Origin of the sequence: Ruegeria sp. HKCCA5929, assembly GCF_013034525.1 — a bacterium.
In the GTDB taxonomy this organism is placed as follows: Bacteria; Pseudomonadota; Alphaproteobacteria; order Rhodobacterales; family Rhodobacteraceae; genus Ruegeria.
Window position 1 is genome coordinate 129,826 of record NZ_WQGE01000009.1, and the last position, 17,812, is coordinate 147,637.

The window sequence follows — 17,812 nt, forward strand, 5'->3', positions numbered from 1 at the left end:
AGTGTGAACATGGAAAAGTTTGAAAAAGTCCACGGGGTGGCCGCCCCAATGCCGTTGATCAATATCGACACGGATATGATCATCCCCAAAGTGCACTTGAAAACCATCAAACGGTCCGGCCTGGGCGTCGTTCTGTTTGACGAGATGCGTTATCACGATCATGGCGGCGAGAACGAAGAGTTCGTTCTGAACAAACCCGCCTATCGCCAGACCGAGATTCTGGTCGCAGGCGACAATTTCGGCTGCGGCTCTTCCCGCGAACACGCACCTTGGGCGATCAAGGATTTCGGCATCAAGGTTGTAATCTCGACCAGCTTTGCCGACATCTTCTTTAACAACTGCTTCAAGAACGGCATCCTGCCCATCGTGGTCGAGGAAGAGCACCACGCGATTCTGATGGAAGACGCGCACAAGGGTGAAAACGCCCGCATGACCGTTCATCTGGAAGATCAGCAGATCACCACTTCGGACGGAGTGGTCATCGAATTCGACATCGACCCGCACCGCAAGCACTGCTTGCTGAACGGTCTGGACGATATCGGCCTGACAATGGAAAAAGACCACCACATCGACAAATTCGAAGATCACGCCAGTCAAGCCCGCCCCTGGGTCTGATTCTGGGGACGAATCTGTGGATACTCAACCTAACGGGGTCGCTCAGGCGGCCCCGTTCTCATTCTTGGGGTTGATTTTCGAGCAACCACAACATCTTGGTCTCATTTTGAGATACACGTCGGATTTGCGTCCAAATTGATGCAATCCCGCACCAGTTGCGCCATCTTTTTGCCCGAAATCGCGTGTTTTCTGCACCCTGTCTTGAGCGAAATGCCGCTTATCGTCCATCTTGGCGCTAACGAGGCATCCGTCGCAAAGACGAGAGGAGACGGGCACAAGTTGGATTCAAGTCGGCAAAGATCGGCTGGTCTGGTTTGAAAAAGGGTTCGGAATGTGATTGCACGCACAACAGGGGCGGCGATACGCGGAGTACTTGTGGCACTGATGGTGCTGACTCCCGCGTTGTACCTGCCTGTATCATCGACGAATGGGACCGAGATTCTGGTCTTCCTCGCGATCCTCGCGTTCATACTGACGTTCGCCGAGTATAACTCGGCGTTTCCCAGCTTTATCGAATTCCGCGATGCGCCGCCGGTAAACCGACTTCGGTTTGTTGGCCTGATGTCGATGGTCACGTTCCTGACGCTGATCTGCAAAAACATTTTTGATCCAACCGAATTGACAGCATTCGCTTATGGCGTCGGTCTTGCGGTCGCCAATGTGGTGGACTTCCCCTATTCTCCGGTGCGCCTGATCGTGCTGATGCTGCCAGCGGATGCCAGCCAGTCGCTGATCGAACTGGTCCGGGTTACAGCCGGCGTAGCCTATGTCGCGGCTCTGGTGACCATCGCCAGCTTTGCATATGCGGTCAAAGTTCGTGGATGGCCAACCGGAAACGGGGCCTTCAATGTGTGGACAAACCTTCCGCTGTTCGACCCCACCAAAGGCGGAGATGTCGTTACCCGACTGCAACGAGATGGCCGCCTGAACATCTGTATCGGCATTCTGCTGCCCTTCCTCATTCCGGCCGTCATCAAGCTGATGAGCAGCGTGATCGCCCCTATTTCTCTGAACAATCCCCAGACACTGATCTGGACGATGAGCGCTTGGGCTTTCCTGCCCGCCAGCATGATCATGCGCGGTGTCGCAACCCTGCGTATCGCAGGACTTATCGTTGAAAAGCGCCGTGCTTATTCAACCAGCGAGACTACACAAGCCGCATGATCCGCGCACTTGTCCTGTTTCTGTTGCCGTTCTCGGCGCAGGCAGAGGTCGTGCGCATCGCCACCTACAATACCGAGCTTAGCCGAAAAGGCCCCGCGCTTTTGCTGCGGGACATTGGCAGAGATGACCCGCAGGTTCTTGCGGTTGTCAGTGTAATTTCAGCTGCACAACCTGACATTATCGCCCTTCAAGGTATCGACTGGGATCTGGAAGGGGCCGCGATCCAAGCCCTGTCCCAGAAACTGCGCAATGCTGGTGTGGATTATGGCTACTTCTATGCTGCGCAGCCCAACGCTGGCCTGGAAACAGCGCTGGATCTGGACGGAGACGGTCGCACACACGGTCCCGGTGATGCGCAAGGCTGGGGCCAATTCACCGGACAGGGCGGGCTGGCGATTTTATCCCGTTATGAAATCATCACCGACGAGATTTTGAGTTTTTCTGAACTGCTTTGGCAAGATCTTCCGGGCGCGGTTTTACCCTTTGTAGATGACCACCCCTTCCCGTCTGAAGCAGCGCACAAAACGCAACGCCTGTCTTCCACCGCGCATTGGGTGGTGCCTATTGATACCCCCTTGGGGCGGCTCGGCCTGATGACCTTTCACGCGGCGCCCCCGGTTTTCGATGGGCCAGAAGATCGCAACGGATTGCGTAATCGGGATGAGATTCGGTTCTGGTCCGTCCTGCTGAACGGCGATTTGGGACCGGTTCCCAAAGATCCCTTCGTCATCGCCGGGGATGCCAATCTGGACCCGTCGCGCGGCGAGGGCCACAAACAGGCCATTCACGCCCTTTTGGAAAATCCCGTTGTACAGGACCCACTGCCAACAGATCCAACAGGGTCAATCGCAACGGTCGACTGGAAAGCCACGGGTGAAATGCGCGTTGATTTTGTTTTGCCGTCCCGCGACCTGCGTGTCTTGGATTCAGGCGTTCTCTGGCCCAAGGAAGATGCGCCGCTGCGGGAAGACGCGGATCAAGCAAGCAGGCACCGGTTGGTCTGGGTCGACGTCACACTGCCGTAAGACACGGCCCGAGATATTTTAAGCAAACGACGCCAATTTGAGTTTCATTGACGGAACCACTCGTATGCGTTTCACTGCTTAGGAACTTTCATACCTGCCTGCGCACAGTGTTAGGCGGAGCCGATAAAAACAGGTTCCGCTCAGAAGTAGATATTGGAGGAACCTCGTGGCTAAGAATCCTGTACTGATCGACGACCATCCTGGACGCAACTCTCAGGCTTATGGCATTGCGCGCGAGCTTGGCACGGACGAGGATTTGATCCATGCGCCCTCTGTTGGGGTTGTGGGCACAAAAGGCGACAGCCAGTGCTATCTTGGCGTGCAGCCCAAAGTCGAAGCAATACACGCCGTTCTGCGGGACCAGATCGGCAAAGACGCAGGCAAGATCGCCATGCGTCTGGTTCAGCCCGAATACTCTATCGCGACATCCGATGGCATCCGCAATGGAACGCGCGAAATGCGCTATTCACTCATCGGGCGCGAAGTGACCAACGACGTGTTTTCCGAACATCTCTCAGCCTCCGGCTTGGGGGGCACAATTGCTGTGGTGGCATGTGACAAGCCACCGGTTGGTACCCTGGCTGCTTTGCTTGAACACAACCAACCCGCGATCATGATGTCCGATGGGTCCATTCACCCCTCGAAAGACCCGGAAACCGGCGAAATGCTGGACATCATCGCCGCCTATCAAGTCGCCGGGAGCGAGGACGCCGCATACCGCAAACGCATCGCCTGCCTTGCCTGCCCCGGCATTGGATCGTGCGGTGGGATTTTCACCTACAATACGATGCAAACCTTTATCGGCGTTGTGGGCATGCAGCCATTGCATATGGTGGCACCGCCTTCGGACGACCCACGCCGCATGGAAGAGTTTCCGTCCCAGTTGGTAGGCTACCTTGCCAAGTTGATTGAAAACGGCACGCGACCCCGCGACATCGTCGGGCGCGACTCACTGCGCAACGCGTTGACTGTTGCGATGGCGATCGGCGGCTCGACCAACGTGGTTCTGCACGCGCCCGAGATCGCACGTGCGGCAGGTTACGCGAATTTCTGGAAAGACATTGTCACGCCAGAAGAGTTCAATGAATGGTCTCAGAAAATCGTTCCGGTCCTGACAGACGCACGACCCTACGGCCGCTATTCGATGGTGGACATCGACAGGGTCGGCGGTGTGCAAGTGATCGTCAAGGAACTGATCGACGCTGGCATGGTCAATGGCGACGCGCCGACGTGCACTGGCGAAACTCTGGCGGAACAGGTCGAACGTCTGGGCGCTGCCGCACCGGACGGCACGGTGATCTATCCTGTGTCAGCGCCCTTTAAAGAAACGGGTGGCCTGCGCCTTCTGGGCGGTAATCTGTCTCCGGAATTCAGCGCCATTTTGAAGCTTGCAGGTGTCGAGCGCGGACTTGAGGACAACGTGTTCCGAGGTAAAGCGAGGGTGTTCGAGGGCGAAGCCCGCCTGCTTGAGATGCTCGACACTAACCCGATGGGATTTGAAGACAATGATATGATCATTGTTCGGTACGAAGGGCCGTCAGGCGCGCCGGGCATGCCCGAGATGCTGGACGCAACAGCACGGATCACGACCCTGTGCCGCGAACGGGGGATCACGGTGGCTCTGATGACCGACGCGCGTTTTTCGGGCGGATCGGTCGGGCTGGTCATTGGGCATGTCGGACCTGAGGCCGCTTTGGGTGGCCCGATTGCTCTGGTCGAAGACGGCGACGAGATCATTGCCGATCTGAATGTGAACGAGCTGAACGCGCCGGTTTTGGACGACCCGAATGTAGTTGCTGAACGCAAGGCGCGCTGGGAAGCCGAGGTGGCTGGAAACGGCGGCGTACATCCACTTTGCGGGACAGCGGATACCCGCCTTTTGCACCGGATGCGGTCATCTGCCGTGCCCGCTGTGCGCGGTGGCGGTATGCACCCGGACCGTGAGCTGTGGGTCAACACGCCTCGTGAGCCTCAGCTCTCAGGGTTTTTGCCAACAAACAGGTCGAGGTCATAAAACCTCAAACGACGCAGTGGTTGATCCTTCTGGGGTGTTGGCGCACCCGTTGAAGGATCAGATCCAACAATCATGAAAACTGTTCGCAGTGGCATCCGCCGCTCCGCCACAGCCACTTGGACTGGCAGCGCGAGGTCTGGCGCGCTCTTGAGCCGCGTACCTCTCACCGTTCAAAGTAAACGCGACGAAGGTCAGTTGTTGGCAGCTTTCAACAGACCGCCGCCGACGGACCGGGTCGCGGGCGGTGGGGCTACAAGCTGCGTTGGAATCGCAGAACACAGGGCAACATCCAAATCAGTCTGCGGCACCGCGCCCAGCAACTCGGCAAGGTGCGTGCCGTCCAACTGATGAGGCACCTGCCAAAGATACCGCATCTCAAGCAGGTGCGGGGCCATACGCCAAAATGGTCGGGCCAAATGCAAGGGCCACCACTGCATTGGCTTTACTGCTATTGACCGTCCTGTGACCCGCGACAGCGCGCTTGCAATCTGTGATCCGGTCAAGGTGTAACCTTCGAATGGGACATCGCAAAACCGGGGCAACTCATGACGCTTTTCGGCCAACAGCACGGTGGCATGGGCCAGATCCGGTAGATAGGCCCATGCATGCGGGATGTCAGGGTTGCCGGGGTAGACCAGCCGTCCTTTGGCAAGGTGTTTTATCATGACCTGATCAAACCAGTTGCCCGAGGCACATGTGTCAATGAAATCCCCGGCACGCAGAATGATGGTCCGCGCGGTCGAGCGGCGATAGGCTTCCTCCATCTCTATTCTGACACGACCCAAAGGGTTGCGCGCCTTGTGCGGTGTTCCACCATACCAAGGACCCGGTGCTTCAGGTCCAAAGACATAGACGTTTCCCGGCACCAAAACGGTTGCCCCGGTCTCCTCCGCCACCTTAATCACCTGTTGGTGCAGGCCCAGTACAAGACCTGCCCAATCGGGGTAGGGTGGATTCCAGCCATTGACGATAACGTCCATTCCGCGAGCAGCCTGTTCCAACGTATCGCGCGCTCGGTCAAAGCTGAATACAGTCCACCCGGCATCGCGAAATGCCAGCGCGGCATTGCGACCAAATCGGCCGGTGGCCCCCAGAATAAGTACGGATTGCGGCATGGTTCCCTCCTGTTGGGTCAGAGATTACCCATGGGAAAGCAATAGGGAATTGCCCCAAATTGCAGATCATGTATTCATTTTTGAATGGACAAAGCCCTCACACATGCCGACTGGTCCCTGATTCAAAGCTTTCTGGCGGTGGCCGAAACCGGATCCCTTTCTGCCGCAGCCCGACAGCTGGAGCGCAGCCAGCCCACATTGGGACGACAGATTCAAACCCTGGAAGCCGAGCTGGAGGTTTCTCTTTTCGAACGACACGCAAGAGGGCTGAAGCTGAGCGATGTGGGTCATCAATTGCTGCCAATGGCGCAACAGATGCACACGGCAATGAATGCTTTCAGCATGACGGCAGCGGGTCAGTCACAGCAGCTGGACGGAACGGTGCGCATTACCGCGTCGGTCTTTGCATCGAACCACATCCTGCCGCCGATACTGGCCCATATCCGACAACAGGAACCTGCGATTCAGTTGGAACTGGTTGCCACGGACGCCACCGAAAACCTGCTGTTCCGAGAAGCCGATATTGCTGTGCGCATGTACCGCCCCGAGCAGATGGACATTCTGACCCGACATCTGGGCGAGATCTCGCTATGTTTTTGCGCTGCTAAAAGCTATTTGGATCGCGCAGGTCGCCCGACCTCGCCAGAAGAAGTGTTCCAGCATGATCTGGTGGGGTTTGATACGGATGACCGCATAATTGCTTCGATGCAGGAAAGGGGTTGGAACGTTGGGCGCGATGCCTTTGCCACCCGATGCGACCACCAGACCGTGTATTGGGAATTGATCCGAGCAGGCTGCGGACTGGGATTCAGTCAGATTCAGGTGGCCGAGGCCGATCCTCTGGTCGAAATTCTGGATATTGGGGTCGAGATCAAGAAAATGCCGGTGTGGCTGGCCGCGCCGCAAGCCATGCGCCAGACCCCGCGTATTCGCAGGGTCTGGGATCTTTTGGCCGAAGGACTCAAAGCCAGTCTTTGAAGGTCAAAGCGGCCCTGTATAAGTCCCGCGCGCAGGGTAATTGTTGCCCAGCGTGAACTTCAGACCACCCGCAATATCCGCCATGGAAGGGCGCCCAAACGGTGTGGTTTGCTGCCACGCGTAATAGAGCGTCCGATCGGGTGCGATATAGAAATGACCGGGCTCTGCGAAAAGGTCCGGCTCGGCGCTGCCCTCGCGCTTGGTCGAGATGTTCAGACCCCAATCCTCGCGCGCGGCAGCCAATGGCAGGCTGTGACCCACGCGCAAGCGTGACGCTCCGGCTTTCTCGGCTGTTTCGGCGGCACGTTCGGCGGTATCAGTTGTGATCATGATGACCTCGACGCCCAGCGCCGCAAAATCGTCCAGCACCGCCTCGACCTCGGTCATCTGCTTGACGCAGATCGGCAATGCAACCCCCGATATTGAATCACCAGCGTTCCGTTTTCGCCCTTGTCTGCCTCAAGATCGAAGCTGCCATGCGCAACGGTTTCGATTTTCAGCGCAGGAACCGGATTTCCAGGTGTCAGCATGTGTTTTCCTCGCGTTTTGACGGGTTCGTCTCATTGACCCGATGCACTGCAGACGCTAGGGCCTGTGCAACAAAACGCAAGGAGACCCTTCATGTCCAACCCCTCGCTCCTCATCCTGCCCGGAGACGGAATTGGCCCGGAAGTTATGGCCGAAGTGCGCAGAATCATCGATTGGTTCGGCACCAATCGCGGTCTTCAATTTGACGTGAGCGAGGATCTGGTCGGCGGTGCCGCCTATGACGCCCACGGCAAGCCGCTGTCTGATAAGACGATGGCCAAAGCACAAGAGGTGGATGCGGTTCTGCTGGGTGCTGTTGGTGGCCCGAAATACGACGATCTGGATTTCAGCCTCAAGCCCGAGCGCGGGTTGCTGCGCTTGCGCAAAGAGATGGACCTGTATTCCAACCTGCGCCCGGCCCAGTGCTTTGACGCGCTGGCCGATTTCTCGTCTCTGAAAAAGGATATCGTTGCCGGTCTGGATATCATGATCGTGCGCGAGCTGACCTCGGGCGTCTATTTCGGCGAGCCGCGCGGCATCTTCGAAGAAGGCAACGAACGCGTCGGCATCAACACCCAGCGTTACACCGAATCCGAGATTGAACGCGCCGCACGCTCGGCCTTTGAACTGGCCATGCGCCGGAACAAAAAGCTGTGCTCGATGGAGAAAGCCAACGTGATGGAATCGGGCATCCTGTGGCGTGAAGTCGTAAATCGTGTCGCTGCCGACTACCCCGAGGTTGAGCTGAGCCATATGTACGCCGACAACGGCGCCATGCAGCTGGTGCGCGCACCCAAGCAGTTCGACGTGATCCTGACCGACAACCTGTTTGGTGACATCCTGTCCGACTGCGCCGCGATGCTGACGGGTTCTCTGGGCATGCTACCTTCAGCCTCGCTGGGCGCTCCAATGGCCAATGGTCGCCCCAAAGCGATGTATGAACCGGTGCACGGCTCGGCCCCGGATATCGCGGGTGAAGGCAAAGCCAACCCGATCGCCTGTATCCTCAGCTTTGCCATGGCGCTGCGGTACAGCTTTGATCAGGGTGAAGAGGCAGACCGCCTTGAAGCCGCGATCGAGAAAGTTCTGGCTGATGGCGTCCGCACCGGCGACCTGCTGGCGGATGAAGGCGTCACACCGGTGTCTACCACCGAAATGGGTGACGCGATCCTGGCAGCTTTGGATGCCAGCGTCTAAACCACGCAAGAAACGAACGACAAAAGGCGGTGCCCGGTGCACCGCCTTTTTTGTTAGTTGCCCCCGAAAATGTTTCTCAGCAGGTTATTGATGTCCTCGGCAAAGCCGCCTCCCCTGCGCCGGGGCTGTGGCTGCGCAACCTGAACTGGTGGTTCCGGTGCCATCATCGGCAAAGGTGTGGGCGTCATCCCTTCGGTGACGCGCAGCATGGTCTCTTTCCAGATTTCAGCAGGCAGCCCGCCCCCGGTTACGCCAGACAATGGCGTGTTGTCGTCATACCCCATCCAAACGCCGGTCACATAGTCAGCCGTAAAGCCGATGAACCACGCATCCCGCGCGGCTTGGGTCGTGCCTGTTTTGCCCGCAACCTGCCAGCCCGGCAATTTGGCACGCCCACCGGTACCTTCGGACACCACACGCTCCATCATCCAGGTCAGCTGTTTGGCGGCTGTGTCGTTGATGACCCGCTCACCAATACCGGTCGTTGTGACCATGACAGGCGTGTCATCACCCAAGAGCTTCAGTTCGGTCAGGCCATAAGGCTCTACTGCCGACCCACCGTTCAGAATACCGGCATACGCTCCGGTCATCTCGATCAGCGTGCTTTCCGACGCGCCCAACGCCAAGGCCGGACCTTGCGCCAGATCGCTGGCAATACCAAAGCCGCTTGCGACGGTGCGGACGTTATCCAAACCCGAAATCTCGGCTACTTTCACTGCCGGAATGTTCAAAGAGTTCATCAACGCGTCTGCCAACGTCACCTGCCCATAGAACTTGTTGGTGTAGTTCTTGGGGCACCATTGACCTGAACCGGGAATGTTCACGCAGTAAGGTTCATCCATCACGGTATCCAAAGGCGAATACCCAAGTTCCAGCGCGGTGGCATAGACGAACGGCTTGAAAGACGATCCCGTTTGGCGCAGCGCCTGCGTCGCCCGGTTAAACGCACCTGAAACCCGCGTCTTGCGCCCACCAACCATGCCGCGCACTGCACCGTCCGCAGACATCACAACAATCGCAGCCTGCGCCTCGGACCCTTCCCGCACCTTTTCCTGAAAGATGAACTTCAGCGCTTCTTCAGCAGAGGTTTGGATACGCTGATCCAGAGTGGTACGGATCACCACATCCTCGGTGGTGTTGCGCGTAAAGAACTCGGGCCCGCTTGCCATGACCCAATCCGCGAAATAGCCGCCTGCGCGCGCAGCGGCAGCTTCTGAAAGCTCGGCCGGTCTGGTGCGTGCTTCGCTGGCTTGTGCTGCGGTCAAATAGCCCTGGTCCTCCATCAGACCAATCACAAGCCGTGCCCGGTCCTGAGAACGTTGCAGGTTATTCGTTGGCGCATACCGGGTGGGTGCCACCAGCAGACCGGCCAGCATCGCGGCCTCAGCAGGGGAAACTTCGGCTGCGGATTTGCCAAAGTACCGCTGGCTGGCCGCTTCGAACCCGCGCGCACCTGCACCCAAGAAGGCCCGGTTCAGGTAGATCGTCAGAACCTCGTCCTTGGAGTACTTGACCTCCATCGCCATGGCGTAAACGGCTTCCTTGGCCTTGCGCCAGAGCGAGCCCTGACGGCAATCGGCCTCGTAAGCGGCTTCAGAGTCCCATTCAGACGGATCATAGGGCTCTCCCAGACACAGCAACTTGGCTGTCTGTTGGGTGATGGTTGACCCGCCATGGCCTGACAAGGGCCCGCGCCCTTCGCTTAGGTTGATGCGTACGGCACTGGCCACACCGCGCGGGCTGACACCGAAATGGCGATAGAATCGCTTGTCCTCGGTCGCGATCACCGCGTTCTTCAGATGGGGCGACACCGTATCCGCCGTTATAACCCCGCCAAACTGATCCCCGCGCCAGGCAAAAACCTTGCCATCGCGATCCAGCAAGGTCACTGACCCGCGCGCGCGCCCGTCCAACAAGGCATCCGCGTCGGGCAGAGTTGTATAGACGATGCCGACCGCCAAGGCGATCAGCGCAACGACGATTGCACCCACGCGCCAGGTCAGACCCCAGATCAGCCTCCAGATCCAGCGGAACAGACGACGGAAGATTCCACCCCCATTTCCACCCGATCTTTTGCGTTTGGTCTTTCGCGTGGTTTTTCGGGTGGTGGTCTTGCGCGCAGTCGATTTTTTACCCGCCGGGCGCTTGGGCGCCGACGGTTTACGCCCTTTGGACGGGTATCTTTTGTCCGCAACCAATCGCGGCTTCTGGCGCTTGGACTCAGTCATGCTCAAACTCTGCCCGTTGTTCTTTTGCGCCACCATACCCCGGCGACCCGTCTATGTAGAGGTCCGAATTTCCGGAATTTCCCCTCATTAATTTGCCTGTTTTTTGATCATCTTGCATGTTTTGTGCAAAAATTGTGCAACATCGCGCCATTTTGCTGCGCAATTACGACCCGTCACCGTTTCTTACACCACTCTCTCACGCTTTTTTTCTGCAGGTGCAAACAAACCGGTCCCGCCGGACAATCAGAGGGGAAAGACGTGAAACTGATCATTGCGACAATCAAGCCGTTCAAGCTGGAGGAGGTGCGCGAGGCACTGACCCAAGCTGGCGTGCGCGGCATGATGGTGACCGAAATCAAGGGCTTCGGCTCGCAGTCCGGTCACACCGAAATCTACCGTGGGGCCGAATACGCCGTGAATTTTGTCCCCAAGATCAAGCTCGAGATCGTGGTGCCGGCCACAATGGCCGACCAGATCGTCGAGACCATCACCAACACCGCCAAAACCGGCAAAATCGGTGACGGCAAGATTTTCGTCCTCGATGTCGAGCAGGCCCTGCGCGTGCGAACCGGGGAAACCAACGAGGAAGCGCTGTAAGCGCGGCCACTCCACACTCATTCGAGGAAGTAAAATGAACCTGATGAAATCTCTCATCCCTGCCGCTGCGCTTATCGTGCTGCCGCAGATGGGTCTGGCGCAAGAGGCCGCTGAAGGCGAGGCTGCGCTGCACACCCAGTATATCTTTACCACCCTGCTGTTCCTGATGGCGGGCTTTCTGGTTTTCTTCATGGCTGCAGGCTTTGCCATGCTGGAAGGCGGTCTGGTGCGGTCCAAGAACGTCGCCATGCAGATGATCAAGAACATCGCGCTGTTTTCCATTGCCGCGATCATGTACTGGCTGGTTGGCTTCAACACGATGTATCCGGGCGACTTCAATGGTTTCTTTGCCATTGGCGGCCCAACCGTGCTTGATCCGGTTGGCGTTGACCCTGCTCAGGCAGCTCTGGACTACGCCTCGATCGGCTCGGACTTCTTCTTCCAGTTGGTCTTTGTGGCGGCAACCGCGTCGATCGTGTCGGGTGCCGTGGCTGAACGTATCAAGCTGTGGCCCTTCCTGATCTTCGTCGTCGTGCTGACCGGTATCCTGTACCCGATCTCGGGGTCGTGGAAATGGGGCGGCGGCTGGCTGGACGCCATGGGCTTTTCCGACTTCGCCGGTTCGACCGTTGTACACTCGGTCGGTGGCTGGGCCGCTCTGGCTGGCTGTCTGATCCTTGGGCCACGTATCGGCAAGTACAAGGACGGCAAAGTTCACCCGATGCCCGGTTCAAATCTGGCGCTGGCGACCTTGGGTACCTTCATCCTGTGGCTGGGTTGGTTCGGTTTCAACGGCGGCTCGCAGCTGGCGATGGGCACCGTGGGTGACGTAACCGACGTGTCGCGCATCTTTGCCAACACCAACATGGCGGCCGCATCCGGTGCTGTCGCAGCCCTGATCATGACACAGGTCCTGTACAAAAAGCCTGACCTGACCATGGTGCTTAACGGCGCGCTGGCCGGTCTGGTGTCGATCACCGCTGAACCTCTGGCCCCGACCCTGTTCGGCGCGCTTTGGATCGGTGCTGTGGGCGGTATCATCGTGGTCTTCGCGGTTCCGATGCTGGACAAGTTCAAGATCGACGACGTGGTCGGCGCCATCCCGGTTCACCTGTTCGCAGGCATCTGGGGCACCATCGCGGTGATCTTCTACGGTGAGGCAAGCCTGATCACCCAGCTGACTGGTATCGTTGCCTACGGTGTGTTCACCTTCGTCGCCGCTTTGATCCTGTGGTCGATCCTGAAAGCCACCGTTGGCATTCGCGTCAGCGAAGAAGACGAGATCAATGGTCTGGACATGGCGGAACTGGGTATGGAAGCATATCCTGAGTTCTCGAAGGGCTAAGGCCCTATTAAATAATCAAAAAAACCCGGGCGTTCACGCCCGGGTTTTCTTTTTTTGGAATGTTATTGAGATCAAACGCCGACGTCGATAATCGCCTTCGCCAGAATCGGCACCGTTGTCGCGTTTAGGCCAGCGATGTTCAGGCGGCTGTCGCCTACCATGTAGATACCGTGATCGGCGCGCAGTTTTTCGACCAATTCCGGTGCCGCTCCCAAGCGCGAGAACATGCCCCGGTGCTGGGCGATGAAACCGAAACGGTCGGACCCGCTCAGGCGTTGCAGTTCGTCTGCCAATTGTTGGCGCAGGCCCAGCATGGACAAACGGATCTCTTCCAACTCGGTGGCCCAGTCAGCCCGCAACGCGTCATCCATCAGGATCGTCGTCACCACCCGTGCGCCATGATCCGGCGGGAAGGAATAGTTCTGACGGTTCAGAAACGCCAGCGTCCCCTGGTTCAGGGCGGTTTGACCTGCATCGGCACTGATGGCCATCAGCAAACCAGTGCGTTCACGGTAGACACCGAAGTTCTTCGAGCAAGACGCAGCGATCAGGCATTGTTTGACCGAAGACGCAACCAAACGCGCCGCTTGTGCGTCTTCTTCCAACCCGTCACCAAAGCCTTGATAGGCAATGTCAATCATCGCCACGAGGCCAAGTTCGTTGATCAGGTTCACAACTTCTTGCCATTGCACCATGTTCAGGTTGGCACCGGTTGGGTTATGGCAGCAGCCATGCAACAGAACCACGTCACCTGCTTTGGCGGTTTTCAGGTCGGCCATCATCCCGTCGAAATCAACGCCACGGGTTTCACCATCGAAATACCGGTACTGAACGGTCTCCATCCCCAGATAGTTCAGGATCGACAGGTGGTTTGGCCAGGTCGGGTTCGACACGAACACACGCGCCGAAGGGTTCGCCATACGGATCATCTCGAACGCCTGACGGCAGGCACCCGTGCCGCCGGGTGTCGCCACAGCGGCAATGTTGGCACGCGGAACCGAGGTGCCCAGAATCAGCCCGATCATCACATCGGCATAGGCTGGATCCCCTGCAAGGCCGGTATAGGCTTTGGTTTCCTGTTCTTCCAAAATGCGCTGCTCAGCAGCTTTCACCGCACGCATTACCGGAGTCACGCCCTCGGCATTCTTGTAGACGCCAACACCCAGATCAATCTTCTGATCACGCGGGTCTTCGCGGTACATCTGCATCAAGGCCAGAATCTTGTCGGCAGGCTGCGGCTTGAGGTTCTCGAACATCAGTTCTCTCCGGTTGCGACGGGCAGGGTTGGGAAGGCACCCCATTCAGCCCAGGAGCCGTCATAAAGCGAGTGGTCTTTCTTGCCCATACGTTCAAGCGCAAGGCTCAGAATCGCAGCCGTGACGCCCGATCCGCACGAGGTAATCGCAGGTTTGGACAGATCGACGCCAGCGGCCTCGAAAATGGCACGGCAGTCTTCGGGCGATTTCATTGTGCCATCTGTATTGAGCAACTGGCCGAACGGGACATTGCGGGACCCGGGGATATGGCCCGAACGCAATCCTTCGCGCGGCTCGGCTTCCGCGCCGGTAAACCGACCGGCAGAGCGGGCATCGATGATCTCATGATCGGCCAGTTTGGCTGCAGCGGAAACCTGCGTGACGTCCCGGACAAGCTGGTTTTGAACGCGCACCGTCATGTGACGATCACGGATGACCGGCGGCAGATCCTCGATCTCGCGACCTTCGGCTTGCCACTTGGGCAATCCACCATCCAGAACCGCGATGTTGTCCTGACCCATCAGACGGAACAACCACCAGACACGTGCTGCTGACATCAGCCCAGCGCCGTCATAGACGACAACCTGATGACCATCGCCCACGCCCATCGCCCGCAGGCGCGACATGAATTTCTCGACCGGAGGAGCCATATGCGGCAGCTCTGATCGGTGATCCGAGATTTCGTCAATATCGAAGAACCGCGCTCCGGGGATGTGGCCGGCATCGTATTCGGCTTTGGCATCGCGGTTCTGCGCAGGCAGATACCAAGACCCATCCAGAATCCGCAGATCCGGGTCTTTCATATGTGCGGCCAACCATTCAGTCGAAACGAGGGTTTTTGGATCGTCCTGCATCAAAGCCTCCCCTAAGCGAGCTTGGATTTTCCCTATACCCCGCGTCTTTTAGGTTCAAGTCTGGATAGCGCTAGCGCCTGATACCCGCTTGATTTATCGCGCCCGGCGCAGACGGAAGTGCTGAATGATGCCGATGATACTGATCAATATCCAAAACCCTTCGATCAGCATCGAGGCCAGATTGAAATTCTCAAGCAGGGAATAGACGATCAGCACCGACCCCAGCAGGTTGACGACCGGAAAGGCCAGATCGTCAGAGTTCATCATCCGCATTTGCGTCGCGAAATAGGCTGCAACCACAATAAGGGCTCCGAAAGAGCCGATGGCGTCAACGATGGTGAGGCTGTCGAAAAATGCGGTCATGACTCTGTCTTGCTCGTCTGTGAATACTCGGTGTGTTGCGCGTAATGGTGCATGTTTAGAAAAATTGCCCCCTGCGGACCCGCGCGATAGCCATGCGGCAGATCAGCGGCAAATCGCAAGCCCTGCCCTGCTTGCAAGGGTACCCAATTTCCGTCGCGCAATATGTCGAGGGACCCATCAAGAACAAAAACTTCTTCCGTCACGCCCGTTGCGTGCGCCGGTGACTCGTGACTTTGGTTCGGGGTCAGACTGACGTGAAACGTCTCGGCCCTCAGCGCAGGATCGAAAGGGAAGACGATCTTGACTTCGATACTGCCGGGAAAGGTGACGGTCTGAAAAACCGACGGATCGCCCTTGGCCGTATCGATCAACGCACTCAGCGGCACCTGAAAGCCTTTGGCGATCTTCCACAGCGTGGCGATTGTCGGGCTGGATTCGCCACGCTCGATCTGACCCAGCATGGCTTTGCTGACGCCGGTCAGCTCAGCCGCTTTTGACAGGCTCAGACCTGATGCCGACCGCACATCTCGCAGCCTTAGGGTAATGTCATCAGCATCCATTTCTGCGCCCCGCGAATCCTCTTGTACGTTATAACGCACATGTGCTACGTGCGCTATAACGTACGAACCCAAAGACATGCAACCCGAGGAAATAGGGAAAACAGCATCATGCCATTGTACCGATCCAGAACCTCTACCCATGGCCGCAACATGGCCGGTGCCCGCGGATTGTGGCGTGCCACAGGCATGGGCGATGATGACTTCGGCAAGCCGATCATCGCAATCGTCAACTCGTTCACACAGTTTGTGCCCGGCCACGTGCACCTGAAAGATCTGGGACAGATGGTGGCGCGCGAGGTCGAAGCCGCAGGTGGTGTTGCAAAAGAATTCAACACCATCGCGGTGGATGACGGCATCGCCATGGGCCACGATGGAATGCTGTACTCGCTGCCCTCGCGTGAGGTGATCGCGGATTCAGTGGAATACATGGTCAACGCGCATTGCGCTGACGCGATGGTCTGCATTTCGAACTGTGACAAGATCACTCCGGGGATGTTGATGGCCGCCATGCGACTGAACATTCCGGCGATCTTTGTGTCTGGCGGTCCAATGGAGGCGGGCAAGATCGACATCGCCGATCTGGATGCCAAGAAAATCGATCTTGTGGACGCAATGGTCGCCGCCGCGGATGACAAATTCACCGACGAGCAGGTTCAGCACATCGAAGAAAACGCCTGCCCGACCTGTGGGTCGTGCTCGGGGATGTTCACTGCCAACTCGATGAACTGTCTGGCCGAAGCGCTGGGCCTGGCCTTGCCGGGCAACGGTTCGACACTGGCAACACATGCCGACCGCAAAGAGCTGTTCCTGGAAGCGGGTCGCCGTATCGTTGAGATAACCAAACGGCACTATGATCTGGACGAAAAAGGCTTCTTGCCGCGTGAAATCGCAACCTTTGACGCGTTTGAGAACGCCATGAGCCTCGACATTGCCATGGGTGGGTCGACCAACACGGTGCTGCACCTTCTGGCCATCGCACATGAGGGCGAGGTGGATTTCACCATGACCCACATGGACCGCCTTAGCCGTCGCGTACCGTGCCTGTGCAAGGTCGCGCCGAATACCGAGAACGTTCATATGGAAGACGTCCACCGCGCAGGCGGCATCTTCTCGATCCTTGGCGAACTCAGCCGCGCGGGTCTGCTGCACGAAGACTGCAGCACCGTGCACTCCGCCACGATGGGCGAGGCGATTGCCAACTGGGACATCAAGATCGCCAACAACCCCAAGGCGCAAGAGCTGTTCAAAGCTGCCCCCGGCGGTGTGCGCACAACGCAGGCATTCAGCCAGTCGAACCGGTACAAAGAACTGGATACTGACCGCGAAGGCGGCGTGATCCGGTCGAAGGAACACGCTTTCAGCCAGGATGGTGGCCTTGCGGTTCTGTTCGGAAACATCGCCCGCGATGGCTGTATCGTGAAAACGGCTGGCGTTGATGAAAACATCCTGAAGTTCACCGGCTCTGCCTATGTCTGCGAAAGCCAAGATCAGGCCGTCAGTGATATCCTGACCGGCAAGGTGAAAGAGGGCGACGTGGTTGTCATCCGTTACGAAGGACCGCGTGGCGGTCCGGGGATGCAAGAAATGCTCTACCCAACCTCGTATCTGAAATCCAAAGGTCTGGGTAAAGCCTGCGCCCTTCTCACTGATGGACGTTTCTCGGGCGGTACTTCGGGCCTTTCAATTGGCCACGTCTCACCCGAGGCGGCCGAAGGTGGTGAAATCGGACTGGTCAAGAACGGCGATACAATTGAGATCGACATCCCCAACCGCTCGATCCATCTGGCCGTGACTGATGAAGAACTGGCTGAGCGCCGCCAGGAGCAAGACGCCAAAGGCTGGGAACCTGCCGCGCCGCGCAAACGCAAGGTCTCTACCGCACTGAAAGCCTATGCCAAGCTGACCACCAGCGCGGCAAAAGGGGCCGTGCGCCAGCTTTGATCTTGGAACGGCCAGTCTTTTCGGCTGGCCGT

Annotated in this window: 17 protein-coding genes; 9 read left to right on the forward strand and 8 right to left on the reverse strand. The window is 57.9% G+C overall.

Features of this window, described 5'->3' with window-relative positions:
* Positions 1–9 precede the first annotated feature (9 nt).
* From leuD to GOV90_RS18715, 4 genes are all read left to right on the forward strand, one after another.
* Positions 10–615 carry a 3-isopropylmalate dehydratase small subunit gene (gene leuD / locus GOV90_RS18700; protein WP_171096601.1) on the forward strand — a complete coding sequence of 202 codons (606 nt, stop codon included), beginning with the start codon at positions 10–12 and terminating at the stop codon, positions 613–615.
* Positions 616–948: 333 nt separating this feature from the next.
* Positions 949–1,779, forward strand: a complete 831-nt coding sequence (locus GOV90_RS18705) for a hypothetical protein (protein ID WP_171096603.1) — start codon at positions 949–951, stop codon at positions 1,777–1,779.
* Positions 1,776–2,804 carry an endonuclease/exonuclease/phosphatase family protein gene (locus GOV90_RS18710; RefSeq protein WP_171096605.1) on the forward strand — a complete coding sequence of 343 codons (1,029 nt, stop codon included), beginning with the start codon at positions 1,776–1,778 and terminating at the stop codon, positions 2,802–2,804. The genes GOV90_RS18705 and GOV90_RS18710 overlap by 4 nt, the downstream gene beginning before the upstream one ends.
* Before the next feature lie 166 nt (positions 2,805–2,970).
* The gene (locus GOV90_RS18715) at positions 2,971–4,818 is read left to right on the forward strand and encodes a dihydroxy-acid dehydratase (RefSeq protein WP_256367980.1); all 1,848 of its coding nucleotides are present in this window, start codon (positions 2,971–2,973) and stop codon (positions 4,816–4,818) included.
* 191 nt (positions 4,819–5,009) lie between these two features.
* On the opposite strand, the gene GOV90_RS18720 is transcribed toward GOV90_RS18715, so the two are convergent.
* A complete protein-coding gene (locus GOV90_RS18720; RefSeq protein ID WP_171096607.1) occupies positions 5,010–5,933 on the reverse strand; it encodes an epimerase in 924 nt (307 codons plus the stop codon).
* A gap of 84 nt (positions 5,934–6,017) precedes the next feature.
* Between GOV90_RS18720 and GOV90_RS18725 the strand changes: the two genes are divergently transcribed.
* Entirely contained in the window at positions 6,018–6,911 is an 894-nt protein-coding gene (locus GOV90_RS18725) for a LysR family transcriptional regulator (protein WP_171096609.1), read from the forward strand.
* 3 nt (positions 6,912–6,914) lie between these two features.
* Here GOV90_RS18725 and GOV90_RS18730 read toward each other — a convergent pair whose 3' ends face one another.
* Positions 6,915–7,319 carry a redoxin domain-containing protein gene (locus tag GOV90_RS18730; protein WP_254429085.1) on the reverse strand — a complete coding sequence of 135 codons (405 nt, stop codon included), beginning with the start codon at positions 7,317–7,319 and terminating at the stop codon, positions 6,915–6,917.
* A complete protein-coding gene (locus GOV90_RS21260; RefSeq protein ID WP_254429086.1) occupies positions 7,295–7,441 on the reverse strand; it encodes a hypothetical protein in 147 nt (48 codons plus the stop codon). Before GOV90_RS21260 ends, GOV90_RS18730 begins: the two co-directional genes overlap by 25 nt.
* A 91-nt stretch (positions 7,442–7,532) precedes the next feature.
* Here GOV90_RS21260 and leuB point away from each other — a divergent pair, with 91 nt between their 5' ends.
* Complete coding sequence (gene leuB / locus GOV90_RS18735; protein WP_171096611.1) at positions 7,533–8,636, forward strand: 3-isopropylmalate dehydrogenase; 1,104 nt, start codon at positions 7,533–7,535, stop codon at positions 8,634–8,636.
* A 53-nt stretch (positions 8,637–8,689) separates the two neighbouring features.
* On the opposite strand, the gene GOV90_RS18740 is transcribed toward leuB, so the two are convergent.
* Positions 8,690–10,864: a transglycosylase domain-containing protein gene (locus GOV90_RS18740; protein ID WP_171096613.1), complete on the reverse strand. Its 2,175-nt coding sequence runs from the start codon at positions 10,862–10,864 to the stop codon at positions 8,690–8,692.
* Between the two features lie 258 nt (positions 10,865–11,122).
* Between GOV90_RS18740 and GOV90_RS18745 the strand changes: the two genes are divergently transcribed.
* A complete protein-coding gene (locus GOV90_RS18745) occupies positions 11,123–11,461 on the forward strand; it encodes a P-II family nitrogen regulator (protein WP_170537262.1) in 339 nt (112 codons plus the stop codon).
* A 34-nt stretch (positions 11,462–11,495) separates the two neighbouring features.
* Entirely contained in the window at positions 11,496–12,806 is a 1,311-nt protein-coding gene (locus GOV90_RS18750; protein ID WP_171096615.1) for an ammonium transporter, read from the forward strand.
* Positions 12,807–12,877: 71 nt separating this feature from the next.
* Here GOV90_RS18750 and GOV90_RS18755 read toward each other — a convergent pair whose 3' ends face one another.
* The 4 genes from GOV90_RS18755 to GOV90_RS18770 all read right to left on the reverse strand — a co-directional run bounded on the left by GOV90_RS18755 (position 12,878) and on the right by GOV90_RS18770 (position 15,839).
* Positions 12,878–14,062 (reverse strand): amino acid aminotransferase, encoded by a 1,185-nt coding sequence (locus GOV90_RS18755; protein ID WP_171096618.1) that lies wholly within the window; start codon positions 14,060–14,062, stop codon positions 12,878–12,880.
* The gene (gene sseA, locus GOV90_RS18760) at positions 14,062–14,916 is read right to left on the reverse strand and encodes a 3-mercaptopyruvate sulfurtransferase (RefSeq protein WP_171096620.1); all 855 of its coding nucleotides are present in this window, start codon (positions 14,914–14,916) and stop codon (positions 14,062–14,064) included. The genes GOV90_RS18755 and sseA overlap by 1 nt, the downstream gene beginning before the upstream one ends.
* A gap of 93 nt (positions 14,917–15,009) precedes the next feature.
* Positions 15,010–15,279 carry a hypothetical protein gene (locus tag GOV90_RS18765; protein WP_171096622.1) on the reverse strand — a complete coding sequence of 90 codons (270 nt, stop codon included), beginning with the start codon at positions 15,277–15,279 and terminating at the stop codon, positions 15,010–15,012.
* Positions 15,276–15,839: a helix-turn-helix domain-containing protein gene (locus GOV90_RS18770; protein WP_171096624.1), complete on the reverse strand. Its 564-nt coding sequence runs from the start codon at positions 15,837–15,839 to the stop codon at positions 15,276–15,278. Before GOV90_RS18770 ends, GOV90_RS18765 begins: the two co-directional genes overlap by 4 nt.
* 108 nt (positions 15,840–15,947) lie before the next feature.
* Between GOV90_RS18770 and ilvD the strand changes: the two genes are divergently transcribed.
* Complete coding sequence (gene ilvD / locus GOV90_RS18775; protein ID WP_171096626.1) at positions 15,948–17,780, forward strand: dihydroxy-acid dehydratase; 1,833 nt, start codon at positions 15,948–15,950, stop codon at positions 17,778–17,780.
* Positions 17,781–17,812 lie beyond the last annotated feature (32 nt).

What these genes read in the sequence shown, in the direction of transcription:
- leuD (WP_171096601.1), top strand. Translation starts at nt 10, where the DNA reads ATGGAAAAGTTTGAAAAAGTCCACGGGGTGGCCGCCCCAATGCCGTTG.
- GOV90_RS18710 (WP_171096605.1), top strand. Translation starts at nt 1,776, where the DNA reads ATGATCCGCGCACTTGTCCTGTTTCTGTTGCCGTTCTCGGCGCAGGCA.
- GOV90_RS18720 (WP_171096607.1), bottom strand. Translation starts at nt 5,933, where the DNA reads ATGCCGCAATCCGTACTTATTCTGGGGGCCACCGGCCGATTTGGTCGC.
- GOV90_RS18725 (WP_171096609.1), top strand. Translation starts at nt 6,018, where the DNA reads ATGGACAAAGCCCTCACACATGCCGACTGGTCCCTGATTCAAAGCTTT.
- GOV90_RS21260 (WP_254429086.1), bottom strand. Translation starts at nt 7,441, where the DNA reads ATGCTGACACCTGGAAATCCGGTTCCTGCGCTGAAAATCGAAACCGTT.
- leuB (WP_171096611.1), top strand. Translation starts at nt 7,533, where the DNA reads ATGTCCAACCCCTCGCTCCTCATCCTGCCCGGAGACGGAATTGGCCCG.
- GOV90_RS18740 (WP_171096613.1), bottom strand. Translation starts at nt 10,864, where the DNA reads ATGACTGAGTCCAAGCGCCAGAAGCCGCGATTGGTTGCGGACAAAAGA.
- GOV90_RS18750 (WP_171096615.1), top strand. Translation starts at nt 11,496, where the DNA reads ATGAACCTGATGAAATCTCTCATCCCTGCCGCTGCGCTTATCGTGCTG.
- GOV90_RS18755 (WP_171096618.1), bottom strand. Translation starts at nt 14,062, where the DNA reads ATGTTCGAGAACCTCAAGCCGCAGCCTGCCGACAAGATTCTGGCCTTG.
- sseA (WP_171096620.1), bottom strand. Translation starts at nt 14,916, where the DNA reads ATGCAGGACGATCCAAAAACCCTCGTTTCGACTGAATGGTTGGCCGCA.
- GOV90_RS18765 (WP_171096622.1), bottom strand. Translation starts at nt 15,279, where the DNA reads ATGACCGCATTTTTCGACAGCCTCACCATCGTTGACGCCATCGGCTCT.
- GOV90_RS18770 (WP_171096624.1), bottom strand. Translation starts at nt 15,839, where the DNA reads ATGGATGCTGATGACATTACCCTAAGGCTGCGAGATGTGCGGTCGGCA.
- ilvD (WP_171096626.1), top strand. Translation starts at nt 15,948, where the DNA reads ATGCCATTGTACCGATCCAGAACCTCTACCCATGGCCGCAACATGGCC.